13 protein-coding genes are annotated in these 15610 nt (G+C 55.3%); 4 read left to right on the top strand and 9 right to left on the bottom strand.

Translation table 11 applies throughout. The annotated features are described in order from the left end of the window. Positions 1-82 precede the first annotated feature (82 nt). On the top strand, positions 83-2806 hold the full coding sequence (locus tag HMPREF2625_RS03050; protein WP_070521672.1) for a DEAD/DEAH box helicase: 2724 nt from the start codon (positions 83-85) through the stop codon (positions 2804-2806). 184 nt (positions 2807-2990) lie between these two features. Next, the gene (locus HMPREF2625_RS03045; protein ID WP_371440639.1) at positions 2991-3605 is read left to right on the top strand and encodes a recombinase RecJ; all 615 of its coding nucleotides are present in this window, start codon (positions 2991-2993) and stop codon (positions 3603-3605) included. A gap of 51 nt (positions 3606-3656) precedes the next feature. Here the strand turns inward: HMPREF2625_RS03045 and HMPREF2625_RS03040 are convergent, their stop codons facing one another. Continuing rightward, entirely contained in the window at positions 3657-4055 is a 399-nt protein-coding gene (locus tag HMPREF2625_RS03040; protein WP_070521666.1) for a thiol-disulfide oxidoreductase DCC family protein, read from the bottom strand. Between the two features lie 147 nt (positions 4056-4202). Here HMPREF2625_RS03040 and HMPREF2625_RS03035 point away from each other — a divergent pair, with 147 nt between their 5' ends. After that, positions 4203-4919 carry a metal-dependent transcriptional regulator gene (locus tag HMPREF2625_RS03035; protein ID WP_070521663.1) on the top strand — a complete coding sequence of 239 codons (717 nt, stop codon included), beginning with the start codon at positions 4203-4205 and terminating at the stop codon, positions 4917-4919. Between the two features lie 129 nt (positions 4920-5048). Here HMPREF2625_RS03035 and HMPREF2625_RS03030 read toward each other — a convergent pair whose 3' ends face one another. The 8 genes from HMPREF2625_RS03030 to HMPREF2625_RS02995 all read right to left on the bottom strand — a co-directional run bounded on the left by HMPREF2625_RS03030 (position 5049) and on the right by HMPREF2625_RS02995 (position 13948). Continuing rightward, on the bottom strand, positions 5049-5918 hold the full coding sequence (locus tag HMPREF2625_RS03030) for a metal ABC transporter permease (protein ID WP_070521660.1): 870 nt from the start codon (positions 5916-5918) through the stop codon (positions 5049-5051). Between the two features lies 1 nt (position 5919). Then, positions 5920-6696: a metal ABC transporter ATP-binding protein gene (locus HMPREF2625_RS03025; RefSeq protein WP_070521657.1), complete on the bottom strand. Its 777-nt coding sequence runs from the start codon at positions 6694-6696 to the stop codon at positions 5920-5922. A 137-nt stretch (positions 6697-6833) separates the two neighbouring features. Beyond that, on the bottom strand, positions 6834-7730 hold the full coding sequence (locus HMPREF2625_RS03020) for a metal ABC transporter substrate-binding protein (RefSeq protein WP_168162330.1): 897 nt from the start codon (positions 7728-7730) through the stop codon (positions 6834-6836). Between the two features lie 411 nt (positions 7731-8141). Then, positions 8142-8348 carry a hypothetical protein gene (locus tag HMPREF2625_RS03015; protein ID WP_070521653.1) on the bottom strand — a complete coding sequence of 69 codons (207 nt, stop codon included), beginning with the start codon at positions 8346-8348 and terminating at the stop codon, positions 8142-8144. After that, complete coding sequence (locus HMPREF2625_RS03010; protein WP_070521650.1) at positions 8348-8767, bottom strand: hypothetical protein; 420 nt, start codon at positions 8765-8767, stop codon at positions 8348-8350. Before HMPREF2625_RS03010 ends, HMPREF2625_RS03015 begins: the two co-directional genes overlap by 1 nt. A 137-nt stretch (positions 8768-8904) precedes the next feature. Next, positions 8905-9780, bottom strand: coding sequence for an alpha/beta fold hydrolase (locus HMPREF2625_RS03005; RefSeq protein WP_070521647.1), 876 nt, complete (start codon positions 9778-9780; stop codon positions 8905-8907). 29 nt (positions 9781-9809) lie between these two features. Further along, positions 9810-10613: an exodeoxyribonuclease III gene (locus HMPREF2625_RS03000; RefSeq protein ID WP_070522566.1), complete on the bottom strand. Its 804-nt coding sequence runs from the start codon at positions 10611-10613 to the stop codon at positions 9810-9812. Positions 10614-10855: 242 nt separating this feature from the next. Further along, positions 10856-13948, bottom strand: coding sequence for a restriction endonuclease (locus tag HMPREF2625_RS02995; protein ID WP_070521644.1), 3093 nt, complete (start codon positions 13946-13948; stop codon positions 10856-10858). 360 nt (positions 13949-14308) lie between these two features. Here HMPREF2625_RS02995 and HMPREF2625_RS02990 point away from each other — a divergent pair, with 360 nt between their 5' ends. Next, the gene (locus HMPREF2625_RS02990; RefSeq protein WP_070521641.1) at positions 14309-15550 is read left to right on the top strand and encodes a Fic family protein; all 1242 of its coding nucleotides are present in this window, start codon (positions 14309-14311) and stop codon (positions 15548-15550) included. Positions 15551-15610 lie beyond the last annotated feature (60 nt).

The following is a 15610-nucleotide window of genomic DNA, read 5'->3' as shown; positions in this document are numbered from 1 at the left end:
TGGGCATACGGCAGCCACGCATCACAAGCACTTTTGCGGTTATTCGCGCATATTCACTCAACCCGTTCCGAAGGATAGTTTCATGTCTTCACCCTCTGCCGCATCCGCGCCCGACGATCTGCCGAGAGTCGCCGTCGCGGAGCTTTTGCGTGTTCACTACTGCGAGACGGCGCTCTATGCCGATTTTTCGCGGCATACGGCAGGCGGCACCCGGGAGAACGAATACGACACCACCGCAAGCGGTCTCTCTCATGTCGTGCGTAGTGATAGCGGCGTGCCCCAGCCCGACCCAGAAGTCATGGCACTTTTAGAAGCAACACAGGCTTCATGTGGCACGGGGAATGCGGCGGCTGCCGAGGTGGAAATACGCACCGCTCAGGGTATGGAACGCTACCCGCTCGCGCGGTTGATCCCGGTGTTGGAAACCCTCACGGAACGCTATGAATTTTTGCGCGCATCATGGCGGGAGGGTATAGCACTCACCGATATTCCCAACCTGCTGAGCTGCGGCGACTGCCCAGCGTGCGCGGCACGTGTGGAGGCCGAAGTCGGCGCATCCGAAACGCTTGACGAACCAGAGCTCGTCCCTCATAGCAGCGATGTTTCAGACGAGGAATCTTGGACGGATTCCGGTGATTCCGCAGCGGAATCGGCGTTTGAGGGCATTCCCGCGAAGGCACAGCATCCGTACCGGGTACGGCCTGCCGCCCCTGCCGACGATGATGAAGAATATGCTCAGCTTGAGCGCCTGCGGAAACGCCTTGCCGAGCTCGAAAAGCAGAATCAGAAGAATCAGGGTCTATCTGCCGAAAATATCCGGTTGGCGATGCTCCTCTCCGGTGTCGATTTCTATCGCCGCGAAAAGGCGCCGTTCTGGCGGGATCATCTGCGCCGCCTGCACGAACCCTACGAGAATTGGGCTAATACGCGCAATTGCGTGATCTTCGAAAGTGTTGAGACCGCAACCGATTGGGAGCGCGTGCGCGGGGCGAAAATGCGTACTCTGCGTGCGGTCGCCACCCTGGCGGATTCACACACCCTCAAGGCCGACGATACCGGGCATTATCTGCTGTATAGTGCCGACGATGCGCCCGCGAAGGCATACGAAAGCATCGATTCCCAGGTGGAGGCGTTTCGCGCGACCAACCCGCAGGTCCGCGTGCCAGATACGCTGCATCGACTCGGGTTTTTCGGGGCAAAAATTATGTCTCTCGAACCGTATGAGGAACCGGGCGAACCCGCAGAGGGCGCTACTTTGGCAGGTGGCGGGCAGCGTGTTGTGATGGTAGTTGCCGAGCGCATCCGTGTGAACGATGAAGAACATGCGGCCTTCCCGCTGGGGCTCACCCCGGGCGCACCCGTGACGACAAAGCAACTAGAGGCCGCGCTTGTGCGCGTAGCGGTCGAGGCTGAAGACTCATTCCCCAATGTTGCCGCGACCGGGACACTTGACCTTATCGACCGCCGCCCGCCGCGGCTCAAAACCCGCGAGAGCCTGCCCCAAGAGACGGATTTTTCTCACGCCGAGCTGCCCACTGTTGAGGCGGTACTCGCGGCGGTTCGTGACCTTGACCATTCCTATGTGGCGGTTCAAGGGCCGCCCGGATCAGGTAAGACCTTCTTGGGATCGCAGGTGATCGCCAGGTTGGTTGCGGAGGGCGCAAAAGTGGGCGTGGTGGCACAGTCTCACGCCGTTGTGGAGAATATGCTGACCGCGTGCCTGGAACGTAACCTATTTCCCGCCGAGCGGGTGGTGCGCGCCAAGGGCAAGTCTCAGCTCCCCGATTACCCCTGGGTTGAGGTCAGCGATAAAGATCTGACCGCTTTATTAGACAAATCCGGCGGGCTCGGAGGCGAAAAATCCGGTGACGGAACTTCGCCCGGCGTTCTTTTTGGCGGGACCGCCTGGGATTTTGCGAACCCGAACCGTATTCCTGAGGGCTCGCTCGACCTGCTCGTTATCGACGAAGCCGGGCAGTTCTCGCTCGCTAACACCCTAGCGGTTGGAAGAGCCGCACGGAACCTGCTTCTGCTGGGTGATCCGCAGCAGCTGCCGCAGGTGGCGGTGGGTGAGCATCCGTACCCGCTGGATACCTCGGCGCTGGGCTGGTTATCCGGCGGGCAGCCGGTACTGCCCACTGCATTCGGTTATTTTCTGCAAGTCACCTGGCGTATGCACCCGCAGCTGTGCGCGCCGGTTTCTGCGCTGTCCTACGGCGGGAAGCTACACTCGGCAGCGGCGGCGAGCGAGCGCATCCTCAAGGTTCCTGAGCGTGAAGAATCCGTTCTGCCCGCTGATCCCGGGCTGTATATGTACGGCGTTCACCACGAGCACTGCACCGTACGTTCCGAAGTAGAGGCGGCAGCTGTCACGCGCTTAGCGGGCGAGTTCGTGGGTGCGTTATGGACTCCCGGGGCGAATCACCCCGCACGCGAACTCACCGGCGAGGATATTGTGGTGGTCGCCGCCTATAACGCGCAGGTCGATACCATTGCGGAGCATCTGCGCCGCGCCGGGCTTCTGGATGCGGACGGTCACGGTGTGCGCGTGGGAACCGTTGATAAGTTTCAGGGTCAGCAGGCACCGGTGACGATCGTGTCAATGGCGTCCTCAAATGCCGGAATATCGGGGCGAGGCGCAGAATTTCTGCTCTCCCCTAACCGCCTGAACGTGGCGCTCTCACGCGGGCAGTGGTGTTCCGTACTGGTCGCATCCGACAGCCTGCACCGGTTCGTGCCGCAGAGCATCCCCGAACTCTTGGCGTTGGGCGGATACCTGGGTTTGGTACGCTCCGCCGCCCCCTGAGGCGCACCCACATTCGAGGGCTGACAAGGCATATTAGACAGTTTTATGCGGCGCGCCCGGTCATCGGCGCCAAATCCGGCGCGATTGTGAGAAACGGCATCGCCCGGGTGTGCTTGCCCATAGCAACCCGTGCTGCGAAACCCTATCAAAACCCGAGGCGCTCAGGCATAATGGAGGGGTGTTCGTGTTAACCTTCATTCAACGTTCCCCCCAGGTTTCATTGCCTGCGCTTCTCGACAAGCTCTCCAAGCTCAACCCCCGAGTTGAATTCACACAAACCTATCCGGACGAAATTCAGGGTGCTTTCGAGAGTTCCGCAGACGCCCTGCAGGCGGCCCTGTATGCTTCGCGCGAGCAGGGATTCTGGGTTGGCATCGGAGTTGGCGAGCGGCGCATTCCCCGATTCGCCGGGGCACTGGGAACGGTCAGCACGAACGATTGCACCGGCGACGCCCTCGAATTCTCACGGCTTGCCGTGGAGGCGGCACGCACCGGCGCCCCCGCCCGCGGTATTGCGGTATCGGCGCACGATCGCGCGGTCGCAGACATGGCTTCGGGGCTCACACGCCTGCTGTATCGGGTATGTTCCGACCGTACCGAGGCCGAATGGCGCGTGGTCGATCTGCTGGTTCCCGGGGTCCGCGGGCAGCAGCGGGCAGTTGCGCAGGCGCTCGGTATTACCACCCAGGCGGTCAGCCGCACGCTCATGCGCTCGCTCTGGCACGAAGAACAGGCGGCACGCCCGGCGGTACTCGACCTGCTCAACCGGTTGGATGCGCCATCGCCTCCTGCCATATAAAAGTACTTCTCAAATGCTTATTACGGGGATACTCCGCGAAATATTCGCGTTTTAGGCCGGTTTTACCGCGCACGAAGAGGTGCACCCAAAGCGAGAAGTAAGGCGAGAAATCTGTGCCCGGTGCCCCGCCACCAACCGGTACGCTCGGTGCGCGACGGGGCGCATCGGCGGGTTCAGCAGGAGAACCCCGACGGAACGCAGGAACTTGCCGCGCAACGTCGCGCTCGGGCATGTGCGCAGGGTCAGGGCGATCGCATCCGAACCGTAGATGATCTGCCCAGCATCGTTAATGAACGGCAAGGCGTGGGCGAAACGGCGCGTATCCACGCGGTACTGCACAAGATTTTCGGGCGTTCCAGGCAAAATACGCGCACCCGGCCCGAGGCGACGCAGCAGATTCGCGCTCGCGGTGCAGAAACCGCAGTCGGGGTCGTACAGAAGAACGCTCATGACCCCATCCTAACCGAGTACCCATCCACCCGCGAGCAGATAGTATTTCGACGAGCAGATAGCAATTCATTATCTTTTCGCCGAAATACTATCTGCTCGCGGTAAGAAAAGGCACACCCGAACCCGAACTTCGGTAAACTTATCCTTATGCCCTTGTCAGAACTATCTGTGAGCACCCAGAACTACCTCAAAGCCATCTGGTCACTTGAAGAGTGGACGGAAGCTCCTGCGACCGCATCCGCCCTAGCCGAACGCATGGGGCTGCGGGTTTCTTCGGTCTCAGACGGGCTTAAACGACTTGCGGCGGCCGATCTGATCGACCATCAGCGCTACGGCGCCATCGAACTCACCCCGCTGGGGCGCACCTATGCGGTCGCCATGATTCGCCGCCACCGACTGATCGAAACTTTCTTGGTGGAAACTTTGGGTTACACCTGGGACCGCGTGCATGACGAAGCCGAGGTGCTCGAACATGCGGTATCGGATTTCATGATTGAGCGTATCGACGCGATTCTGGACCATCCTACGCGCGATCCGCACGGTGACCCTATTCCGGATGCGTCCGGGCGTATCTCATTCCCACACACCGTTCCGCTTACCCAGTGCGAGCCCGGCGAGCGCGTAATTTTGGAGCGGATCACCGATTCCGACCCGAAGCTGCTGCGCTATCTGCAGGATCACGGTTTTGTTCCCGGCGCGCGTTTACTTCTTGAAGAGGGCGCCCCCTTTTCGGAGGCGGTTAACGTGCGGGTTCTCGCGCCCGCCAATCATTCCGATGCGCCTGCCGCTCAAAACCCGAATTCGAGCGCTATACCCTTAGGAACCGCCGCAGCGGCTGGGCTTTTCGTCTCTCGCTCGTCATAGCTTTGCCTCGGTAATTTTGCCTTGGGGCTCGGGTGTCGGATGCCTTATAAGGGTCAGTGGGCGGCGGCTTGCGCCCGGGAGAGCCTTGACCGCCGGGTTACCTCATGTTCCCGCGTGAATCTCGCAAGCCTAGGCTTCTGCCTGTTCTGCCGGGCGGCGTGCCGCGCGCATCCGCCCCAGAATCCCGTAGCGCGGAGCGAATATATACGCGGTCAAGAAAATGATGCCCTGGGTAACGACCACGGCACCGCCGGGTGAAATATCCAGGTGGTAGCTGCTATAAAGCCCCACGAGCGTACCCAGCATCGACACCCCGACCGAGACCGCGAGCATTGGCGTGAAACGGTCGGTGAGCAGACGTGCGGTCGATCCGGGAATCACAAGCATGGCGACTACGAGCACGACTCCCACGATCTGCAGCGCCACCACGCTCGTGAGCGCCAGCATCACCAGAAGCAGCGCGCCAAGAACCCTGGGGCGCAGCCCGATAGCGTGCGCGAACCCGCGGTCGAAGGCGTACAGAATAAAATCGCGGCGTTTAATCAGCAGGACACCCGCCACGATGACGGCGAGAATAGCTACCTGCCAGACATCCGGCCAGGATACACCCAGCACGTTCCCGAAAAGAATATGGTTCAGGTCGGTGCTTGAGGGTGTCACCGAAACCAGTACAAGGCCGAGCGCAAAAAGAGTTGTGAAGACAATGCCGATAGCGGCGTCCTCACGCACGCGCCCGCTGCGCTGGACCGCGCCGATCAAGGTAACGGCAACGAGAGCGGCAATCACCGCTCCCACAGCAAAGGGGATGCCCGCAATATAGGCGAGCACCACGCCGGGCAGTACCGCGTGCGAGATCGCATCGCCCATGAGCGACCAGCCGAGCATCACGAGCCAGCAGGAAAGCAGCGCACAGACCACAGCGGCAATCACGGTAACGACCATGGCGCGCGTCATGAAGGGAAGGGTGAACGGTTCCACCAGGTAATCCAGAATGCTCATGCTATTCTTCCTCCTCACGCCGGGTCTGCTCGTCGGATGCGCCGCTATCGGCGCCCGCCTGAACCTGCATGCCGAACGCCTGCACCAAATTTTCAGGGGCTAACACCGCCTGCGGGGTGTCGTGCATCAAAATCGTTTGACGTAGCAACAGCGCATCGTCGGCAAAAGCGCGTAAGGATGCCAAATCATGGGTTGAAACCAGAACGGTGGAACCCTCGCTGCGCATCTGCTTCAACACCTGAATGAGCATGGATTCTGACCTTTTATCCACTCCTGCGAAGGGCTCATCAAGTAACAGAAGCCGCGCGCCCTGCGCTATCGCCCGCGCCACGAATGCCCGCTTGCGCTGTCCGCCCGAGAGTGCCCCGATTTGACGATGAGCAAGCTCGGTCAGCTCTACGCGCTCTAGGGCGTGCTCGACCGCCTGCTTATCGGTGGCACGCAGCCGACGGGTGATGCCCAGCCCGCGGTACCGCCCCATCGCCACGACCTCACGCACCGAGACGGGAAAGCTCCAGTCTATTTCTTCGCTCTGCGGCACATAGCTGACAATGCCGTTTTTACGCGCAAGGTATGGTTCTTTGCCCGCGATCTCCACGGTTCCGGTATGCGCGGGAATAACACCCATAATGGCTTTGAAGAGGGTCGATTTTCCCGAACCGTTCATACCGATCAGCCCGCAGATACTCCCGGTACCGAGCTCGAAAGTAGTCTCGTACAGGGCGCGCACGGTTCCATAATGGACGCCCAAGTTTTCGACTCTCAGCAGTGTTTCCATAGGTTTTGTATCCGACAAAATTTCGTTCCCGTACTTCTTCTAAGCCCCGCTCGTCATCCGTGACGGTGGGGTGCGCCCCTCACCACGAACCGGCGGGGGCGCAGTATGCGGCGGCCTACTCTCCCGCCGCCGACCGGCTAAGATTGCTTGCCCGTCAGCCCCGCAACAATGGTGCGCGCATCGTGACGAATCATATCAAGATAGGTAGGAACCGGACCATTCGCCTCAGAGAGGGAATCGACATAAAGCACGCCGCCGAATTTGGCACCGGTCGCATCCACGACCTGGCGCATAGGGTCATCCGAAACGGTAGACTCACAGAATACGGCGGACACCTGGTTCTCGCGCACAAAATCAATGGTCGAGCTTAGCTGCGAGGGGGTTGCCTGCTGTTCAGAGTTCACCGCCCAAATGTATTTTTCCTTGAGACCGGCATCCGCCGCCAAGTATGAGAAAGCACCTTCGCAGGTTACGAGCGCCCGCTGATTCTCAGGCAGAACGCTAACATCGCGCACCAGCTCATCCTGAACCTGCTGCAGCTGTTTCTTATAGTTTTCCCCATTGGTGCGGTAATCATCGGCATGGGCGGGGTCAAGCTTACTGAATTCGCGCACCATATTATCCACGTAAATCTGCACGTTCTTGGGGCTCATCCACGAATGCGGATTGGGTTTGCCGGCATAAGCATCCTCGGCAATATTGATCGGCTGCACCCCCTCGCTCACGGTGGCGTGCGGGGCGTTAGAATCCTGCACGAACTTGGTAAACCAGCTTTCCAGGTTCAGCCCGTTGTCGAGCACCAAATCAGCATCATGCGCCTTCTTAATATCGCTGGGAGTAGGTTCATACTCGTGAATCTCGGTGCCGGGCTTGGTCAGCGATTCGACATTCAGGTGATCACCCGCAACGTTTTTAGCTATGTCCGCCAGCACGGTGAAGGTGGTGAGCACAGTCTTCTTTTCGTCTTGCTTCCCCGCCGAAGTGCAGGCGCTGAGCAGAAGCACAAGGATACTGGCCAGAGCTATCCCCAGCATGAGAAAACGGCGCGGATGTGCGGTACTTACAGTGTTAGCGTTCGCACCGTGACGGTGCGCAGTGAATACGGTTGTCATGATTTCGCTTTCTTATGCTGCGGATGCATTACCCTGCTGACCTGTAGGAATCGCCTCCGACTCATTGAGGCTTCGTACCTAGGTGTCGATCATCCTCGATAAACCGGTGCGAAACAGGATAATTTAACAATAGTTCGCCATGCCGAACTTTTCAACTGAGGTTACACGTGTTTAATCACACGCCCAGGCGAACCTTATCTGATGTGTGGAGGTTCAGGCTACGATTTAGCGAACCAAGATGCGAGGCTGCTGTCTGAATCTATGCGCATAAAAGTACCCGCACGATGCGCCCTTGAGCGGGCGATCGTGCGGGTCTACGTGTTCGGGGTTCCGCTAAATATGGAACTTCTGATAGAACCAGCGGCGTATTGGGTTCATCGCCTGAATGCGCTCTAACTCGGCAATACGAGCCTTCATACCTGCAATGGCTTCTTTGGCTTCATTAATCGTGTGCTGCTTCTTATCCAGGTAATCCTGGTGCTCCTCGGGAGTAAACGACTTAACGTCGCGGTGCTCACCACGATAAAAAACGGTCGTCATTATTCCTCCCCTTCTTCTTGAACGTCCAGTGTATTCTCATTATCCAGATGAGTTACCCTGTTTTCAAGGTGCGCAGGGGTTTCAGATCTGGACGGCTCTTCATTTCCTTGCTCTAATCTCAAAAATTCTTCAGCAACCGCAGTGGCTATTTTGAGGTCATCAATTTCAAGCTCCGAGTCGCTGTAGTATTTCAAAATAACTTGCTGTGCCAGTGTGCGTTCAAGTTCCTTATCGCTATCCACATGCTCAACTGCCCATTGAATACGGTCGCGAAAATGGGTGCGCACCGCCTCCCGAGCACGTGCCTGGTTGGTTCTATAGGCAACCCTAATCGTAAAATATGCGGCACACACCGCGAGTAATCCTGAGGTATTACGGGCTACATCGCCCAGCACACCCCACGTTTCAGGACTTATCATTGTCGCTCCCTAAATATCATTGCCTTCACCATAGCAGGGAGCGGTCGATGCATGTCGGCCTCTTCGTCACGGCCTCACAGGAGCATACGGTTCGCCCGTCGAACAGTTTCGGCGCAGGATCCGGGGGGGGGTACCGATTATCCTGCCAGCTCTTCCCGTAGGGCGTTCGCCACAAATTCGGGCTGATCCAGCTGGCTGAACGCGTAACTTTCCGGCACGGGGACCACGCGCGCATCTGGCATGCGGGCGGCTAAACGACGTGCATTCTCGATCGGGAACAGCCTCGTGGTATCGGCCCACAAAAACAGGGTCGGGTGCTCAAACCGCTCCAAATCCCGTGCGGACTGCACCGTATATTTCGTAGAAATTCCGCGCAGCACTTTCACCAAATCGCGGCGAACCCCGGCATCTTTCAATGGTGTAATAATGCTGTTCCACTCGGCAGCATCAAGCTCGCGTTTCACTAGCCATCCGAAGGCAATCGGCAGGCGGCGCACCCACCCCAGATGCAGGGCAGCTCGGAGTGCCTGCATGGTTCCCGGAATGTACGCCACATACTGTAGGTAGCGTAACGGCAGGGGCAAGAAGTTCTTCTCGGTATCGCACGAGAGCAGCACCAGGTGCTTGAGTCCCGCGGGTTCCTGCACCGCCGCCAGCTGAGAAGCCACCCCGCCAGTATCGCTGCCAATGAGGGTAAACCCGTGTGGGCATAGCTGTTCTGCCGCTTCGTTCACGGCTTGCGCAAGCTCGGCAACGGTGAGGGCTGCATCTTCTCGGGCGGGAATAGTGTGACTCCCCAAGGGAATATCGAGGGTTATGCACCGAAAATCTTGGGAGAGGTTCTGCACCACTTCGCCCCAGACATCTGAATTCGTCAGCAGCCCATGCACAAACAGCAGGGTCTTACCGCCTGCGGCTTCACGGGGACCACCGTATTCACGCCAGCGAAGCTGACCGATTCGGGTTTCTGCGCTGCCCGTCACCACAGGCTCAGGGGTAAGGTTCCGGCTCATACTGTCTCCTCACATCACATGTTTAGCCTCTAGTCAGCAAGCTCAATCACCACGGGGGTATGGTCGCTTGCGCCGTCCCCCTCGCGCTCTTCCCTATCGATCCAGGCGTTTTCCACACGGGCGGCGAGCGCCGGAGAGCACAGCTGAAAGTCGATGCGCATCCCCTCATTCTTCGAGAACCGCCCAGCTTTGTAGTCCCAGTAGGTGTACTCGCCCTGAGTGTAAGGGCGCACCGGATCGACGAGCCCTTCATCATTGAGCAGGGCATAGAACGCCTCGCGTTCGGGAGCGGAAACATGGGTGAGGTCGTTCTCCCGGAAAAAGTCGATATCCCACACATCGGTATCTTCGGGCGCCACATTCCAGTCGCCGACGAGCGCAAACTGTGCGGCGGGGTCGGCGCGCAGCCAGCCGTTGACGTTGGTTCGCAGCTGGCGCATCCACTCCATTTTGTACGCCATATGAGGGTCGGTGAGCCCGCGCCCGTTCGGCACGTATAGGCTCCAGATACGCACGCCGTTGCAGGTGGCACCGATAGCCCGCGCCTCAACTTCGGCGGGGTCGCCAGGTTTTCCGAAGGCGGGCTGGTTCGGGAAGGTGCGTTCGACGCTGTCGAGCCCCACGCGGGATGCGATTGCTACCCCATTCCACTGGTTCAGCCCGTAATGCGCCACCTCGTACCCCAGGAACTCAAAGAGCTCAAAGGGGAAGGTTTCGTCCTTGGTTTTGGTCTCCTGCAGGGCGAGCACATCGACCTCGGTTTTATCGAGCCAGTCCTCGATGCGGTCGGCGCGGGCGCGAATGGAGTTCACGTTCCAGGTAGCAATCTTCATGTACACCAGCTTACCGTGTGCGCCCTGCCACACACCTTCCATAGCTTAATGGAAAAATTGGCTGTTTCTTCCATTAAGCCCCCGACTGCGTGTACTAAAATGGAAAAAACCGCTATTTTTTCCATTTAGGGACACTCGATGGCCTCAGCTGACGCATCACAACCTGCAAAGATGCGATCGTAGAACGCCACTATTCGAGTGGTTTATATGTCCGTCCGACGCCGAAGCGCTGGTTTGCACCACTACTTTTTCTTTTGCAAGGATTTTCGGACGCTATAGTGGGGATCTTGGCGTAGTAATTCGCGAACTTCCACATGCTCTGGGGTTTCTTCGCAGTCTGCCAAAGCACCTGCAAAACTCTGTCGCACTCTTACATCAGGGTCATGAGCTAAGCGATAACCCACATATACAGGGTTAGGATGCTTAACCCAGAGAATAGCAGCTAGAGAGCGAGCTCCCCAATCTTGACCCGCAAGGAACCCGATATCGTCATTGAGAAAATCAGATTCTCCAAGACGCTGGAGAGCACGAACCAACCTATAACTGGAGCTTTCATCTTGTCCAAAAAGTTCATATATACGTTTTTTGACATCAATTCGCTGGTCATCACGATCAGCCAAACAGGCAGCTAAGTATAGTGCTTCTGCCTGTTGCCCTATAGGGCTAGAGAAGCCTTGACGTATGAAGCTACCTAGTGGATGGCTAGAGACCGCTTCAATTTCATTTACTATAGGAGTGTTTCCTAATATAAAAGCTCTGTTGTAGTATTCCTGACGCTTGAGTTCGTCCAACCCTTCAACTAGATCAGAAGCAGCTAGAAGATAATCCTTTCGATCTATCGACGAAACTGGATCGCTCTCAGCACGATTCAACAACTCATCTATGACTATGGCTCTCCGCTCTGGAGGTAAGTCACTGACGAATAGCGAATCCTTCTGGACATTTGTACCCACAGAGTAGGCGACTTCACTGAAATCTAGAGGCTCAGTAAGCTTCTGAAAGGCTTCTTCCGTCCTTTCTGCAGACGGTTCAGCCTCATAGAGAGCAACCAGGGTATCCTGTGCCCACTGGTTCTCTGTTTTAGCAAGTCTTTCAAGAGAGGAATGAGCAGTGTCTCGGAACTTATAAATAGTTTCCACAGCGATCTTCTTACGAGACGTTTGAGATCGTCCCAAGATAGATATCAAATGTTCGATAGCTCGCACACGCAAATCTGGAAATACCATCGCTATTTTCGCAACCACCATAGCTTCGTCTTCATCACAAATACGAGAATCATTTGGCTCTAGTTCCAACTGGCTTTCAAAATATAAAAGTGCTGCATTAGCCTGTTCTTGGGTGATCCTATCTGCGATTCTGGCTAATAGTTTGGCCGCCCCAAGGTAGCGAGAGGAGTCTGTAAAATTAAAATCGACTAAAGTTCCTATTTTTTCACTCTCAAAATCCTTTAAGATTTTTTGAACTATCTTGTCCACAGAATCATCGGGAATAAGATCAGCCTCTAAAGCCAGTAAGTGATAAGCTCTACCCACCGTCCAATAATTCGGAGCGTCAAGACTCCCAGAGATATCTATATAACGGTCGGGGAACTTAGAAACAAGTTCTTTAATACTCGACGAACTAGAAGCCCTAACAAGGTGATGAGCCGCTATCTCCGGTTCATCTGATTCCATCAAAATAGCGCCTAGTACATGATGCGCTTTTTCCTCACCGTCCCAATCAGCAGAAGCTACGGCCTGACGCAATGCACGTTGAGCCGCTATAGCTGCCCCTCGGTAGTTTTGTGACTGAAGTTTCTCTAACGCCGTGTTATATGCTCCGCTGTCTCCAGGAAGAATAGGATCGGATGATCCCATTTCTCCCATGGCTATCTCCAGTGGGAGCAACGTGCCGTCTGCAATTATTCCCCTTTTTACACCATATGCACGACTATTAAATATCCAGGTCTGAGCATCTTTCCACCGTTGATCAAGGCTTGCATCGCCAGCCGCTTCATTCCATAACTCGTCCACTTCGTCGAATTTTTGGTGCAAGGCTTGGTAACGTGCATACCTAGCAGCTACTAAAGACCTTTGGGGAGGACTAAGTTTTCTTCTCCTAGAATCCCGCAGAATCTCCTCCCAGCCATTATTAGCTTCTGCTAGAAGCAGCCGAAGGCGCACTATATATAATTCGTCGACACCATCGCCATCTTGATCTAGCAATTTCACACACGAATTATGCAACTTTTTTATCCACGCTAAATTACCATTGGCTAATGCAGTTTCCCCTGCAAGAACCAATAGACGCAATTGGTCTTTTGCATCTCCACACAGTAGAGATTCCGGATCAGGAAGTATTCCTAGAGGATGCCCCAATATTTCAAGAGCTTTCTCTGCTACCTGAAACATATTCACTACCTGCTCATCATTGGTTACTTCTCTAATCGCATTTGGTAAATTGTACAGAATGACACGTGCATCATCATTTTTGCCACGTTCCAGGGTAAGCCAAATCTCTTCAAGAATACTGCGCGCTACTTTCCCCACACGCCCAATGCGTGTTAATATTTTAAATCGAAGGTTTTCATAACCAGCGGCATGTGGGCGAAAACCCGATTGACGCAAAGTCTCCTGTGCTTCTTCCACCAATTCAAGAGCGCGCTCAGGTCTATCGACATAAATCTCCTCCGCTTCACGGATTAATTTATCTGCACCTGTGATTTTCTCAGGACCTCTAGCTAGTGATTCACTTACCGCTACGGCATGAGGGGCAGGAACTTCAGACTTCTGATATTTAAAGGGCCGACAAAATTTTTCAGCAGTCGGCATACCGAAGAAATCAATAACTATCTCAGGACGATTTATCAACTTGTCAGATAATTCTTCCTTACCCCAAAGCTCTAGATCAATTCCTTCTAAACTATTTCGGCAGTCGCGCAGCGCATCTATTACGGCAGTATCATTACCTTCACTGGATACTGCAATAATAAACCTATTAACTTCAGAAAATTTTTGTCGAGATTCCTGAAGCTTCTCAACTGCTTTCCGTAAATCTGAGGCAGTAAATTTATTATACCTTTTGCATTGTAAAGCTACACCGGTTTTATCAACGTCAAAAGCTACAATATCGAGGCCATATTGGTTCTGCCCCCGTTTACCATAAAGATGTGCATTGCGAAGGCCTTCAACATCGCGTAATACCCGCCACAATAGCCTTTCAAAATCTTCCCAACGCAACGCATCAAAAGGTAGAAGCGACGCACCTAAAACCGGAGCAGGAACAATTCTGCTTGGTCTGTGCTCCAAGGGTGAATCGACTGGCAGGCGATACCATGCTTCTTCTACAGACAACATCTAAATCTCCCCTCAAAAATATTCTTAAGTGCAATGATCCTCATGTTTAAAATAACATCCACGGCCACGCTGAGTGATTTATGCTCGTGGCAGGACATAACCTAGTCGCACTACTGGCTTGAAGCATTGATGAACTTCCTTCTTCAGGTAAGTTCGATTCACATCTCAAAATCTGGGAATGTTGGTTTTCAGTGGGAGCGCGGTCCTTGCTCCCGTTGAAAACCAACGCTCCCAGAAGTCACACCTCACTGCGCAGCCCTTCCAAGACAAGTGGAAGAATCGGTCATTTTTTCCAATAAGCTCCCTATTTTGTGTACTAAAATGGAAAAAACCGCTATTTTTTCCATTTAGGGACACTCGATGGCCTCGGCTGACGCATCACAACCTGCAAAGTATCGCACTCTCAAGAGCATTTTTCATGAACGCGGACAAGCTGCCGCGCGCGCCGAACTCGCCCGGCGCCTCGAAGGCTACTCCACCTACACTGCGGACTTTATGGTGGGTGATCATCAGCTCTTCTACGTTGCCACCACTGACATCGTTGATGCCCAGCAACGCATCCTACAACGCGAACGTGACATTGACGCTCTTCTGCGTGTGCTCCCCTCCGCCGCATCCCAAAGTTACTTGACAGACCTTGCGATACGCGGCATCATCGCCACCGATGAAATAGAGGGCGTGCGTACCACCCGAAAAATCATTACGGATGCCCTGGCATCTGAGAACGCTGACGGCAAACGAGCCCGGGAGTTCGTACGCCTGCTCGAAGCATTAGGTACCGCAGATAACATTCCCACCACACCCACAGCGGTTCGCGAAGTCTATGACCGCCTGATTGAGGGTCAGCTCAGCACACAAGATAAGCCTGACGGCAAACTTTTCAGGGCTGAACCCGTCAGCATTCTGGATGATTCCCATAAGCCCATACACCGGGGAGTGATGCCGGAAGAAGCCATCAAACACAACATTTCGGTAGCCCTGAAGCATGCTTCAGACTCTCGGGTTCCCGGGCTGTTCTCAGCGATCATCGCCCATTTTATGGTGGAATACACCCACCCCTTCTACGACGGTAACGGCAGGTTGGGGCGGTACCTTCTAAGTGCGCATCTGGCGCAGGTTCTTACCACACAAACGGTGCTTACCCTCTCGGCGACCCTCAATGCCGAAAAGAAGAAGTACTATAAAGCGTTTAGCGATGTTGAAAATCCCCTCAATTATGCCGAAGCAACCGCTTTTCTGCGCACGTTACTCACTATGCTGGAGCATGCGCAGCAGGACGTTTTAGCAGAGCTCACCGCCCAGAAAAAGGCTCTGGATAAGCTCCAACACCTGGTATCCGAACTTGAAGAAACGTACCCCAAAACCCACAAAATTCTCTTTCTTGTGGGACAGATGCACCTTTTCCATGATCCCGTTGGCGCGGATCTCAAAAATATCGCGCAGGTCTTGGAGAGCAGCGAAAAGACGGCACGCAGTTATCTGCGAGAGCTAGAGGAAATGGGTCTTGTGCACTCACGCAGGATACGGCGCGTTCTGCATTGGTCTCTCACGAATCAGGGCGCACAGCTTCTCGAATTACCGGCCCATATGTCGGATGAGTAGTGTCACCCCTCAAAGCGGGAGCAGTTTTTTCATTCGGGAGCAGTTAAAGTGCTCCCGAAT

The organism is Rothia sp. HMSC064D08, assembly GCF_001809525.1.
GTDB classification, from domain to species: Bacteria; Actinomycetota; Actinomycetes; order Actinomycetales; family Micrococcaceae; genus Rothia; species Rothia dentocariosa.
This window is presented reverse-complemented; position numbering and strand designations above follow the sequence as displayed.

Coding starts and splice junctions, on each gene's coding strand:
- HMPREF2625_RS03030 (WP_070521660.1), bottom strand. CDS start 5,918: ATGAGCATTCTGGATTACCTGGTGGAACCGTTCACCCTTCCCTTCATG.
- HMPREF2625_RS03050 (WP_070521672.1), top strand. CDS start 83: ATGTCTTCACCCTCTGCCGCATCCGCGCCCGACGATCTGCCGAGAGTC.
- HMPREF2625_RS03040 (WP_070521666.1), bottom strand. CDS start 4,055: ATGAGCGTTCTTCTGTACGACCCCGACTGCGGTTTCTGCACCGCGAGC.
- HMPREF2625_RS03000 (WP_070522566.1), bottom strand. CDS start 10,613: ATGAAGATTGCTACCTGGAACGTGAACTCCATTCGCGCCCGCGCCGAC.
- HMPREF2625_RS03035 (WP_070521663.1), top strand. CDS start 4,203: ATGCCCTTGTCAGAACTATCTGTGAGCACCCAGAACTACCTCAAAGCC.
- HMPREF2625_RS03015 (WP_070521653.1), bottom strand. CDS start 8,348: ATGACGACCGTTTTTTATCGTGGTGAGCACCGCGACGTTAAGTCGTTT.
- HMPREF2625_RS03005 (WP_070521647.1), bottom strand. CDS start 9,780: ATGAGCCGGAACCTTACCCCTGAGCCTGTGGTGACGGGCAGCGCAGAA.
- HMPREF2625_RS02995 (WP_070521644.1), bottom strand. CDS start 13,948: ATGTTGTCTGTAGAAGAAGCATGGTATCGCCTGCCAGTCGATTCACCC.
- HMPREF2625_RS02990 (WP_070521641.1), top strand. CDS start 14,309: ATGGCCTCGGCTGACGCATCACAACCTGCAAAGTATCGCACTCTCAAG.
- HMPREF2625_RS03025 (WP_070521657.1), bottom strand. CDS start 6,696: ATGGAAACACTGCTGAGAGTCGAAAACTTGGGCGTCCATTATGGAACC.
- HMPREF2625_RS03010 (WP_070521650.1), bottom strand. CDS start 8,767: ATGATAAGTCCTGAAACGTGGGGTGTGCTGGGCGATGTAGCCCGTAAT.
- HMPREF2625_RS03020 (WP_168162330.1), bottom strand. CDS start 7,730: ATGCTGGGGATAGCTCTGGCCAGTATCCTTGTGCTTCTGCTCAGCGCC.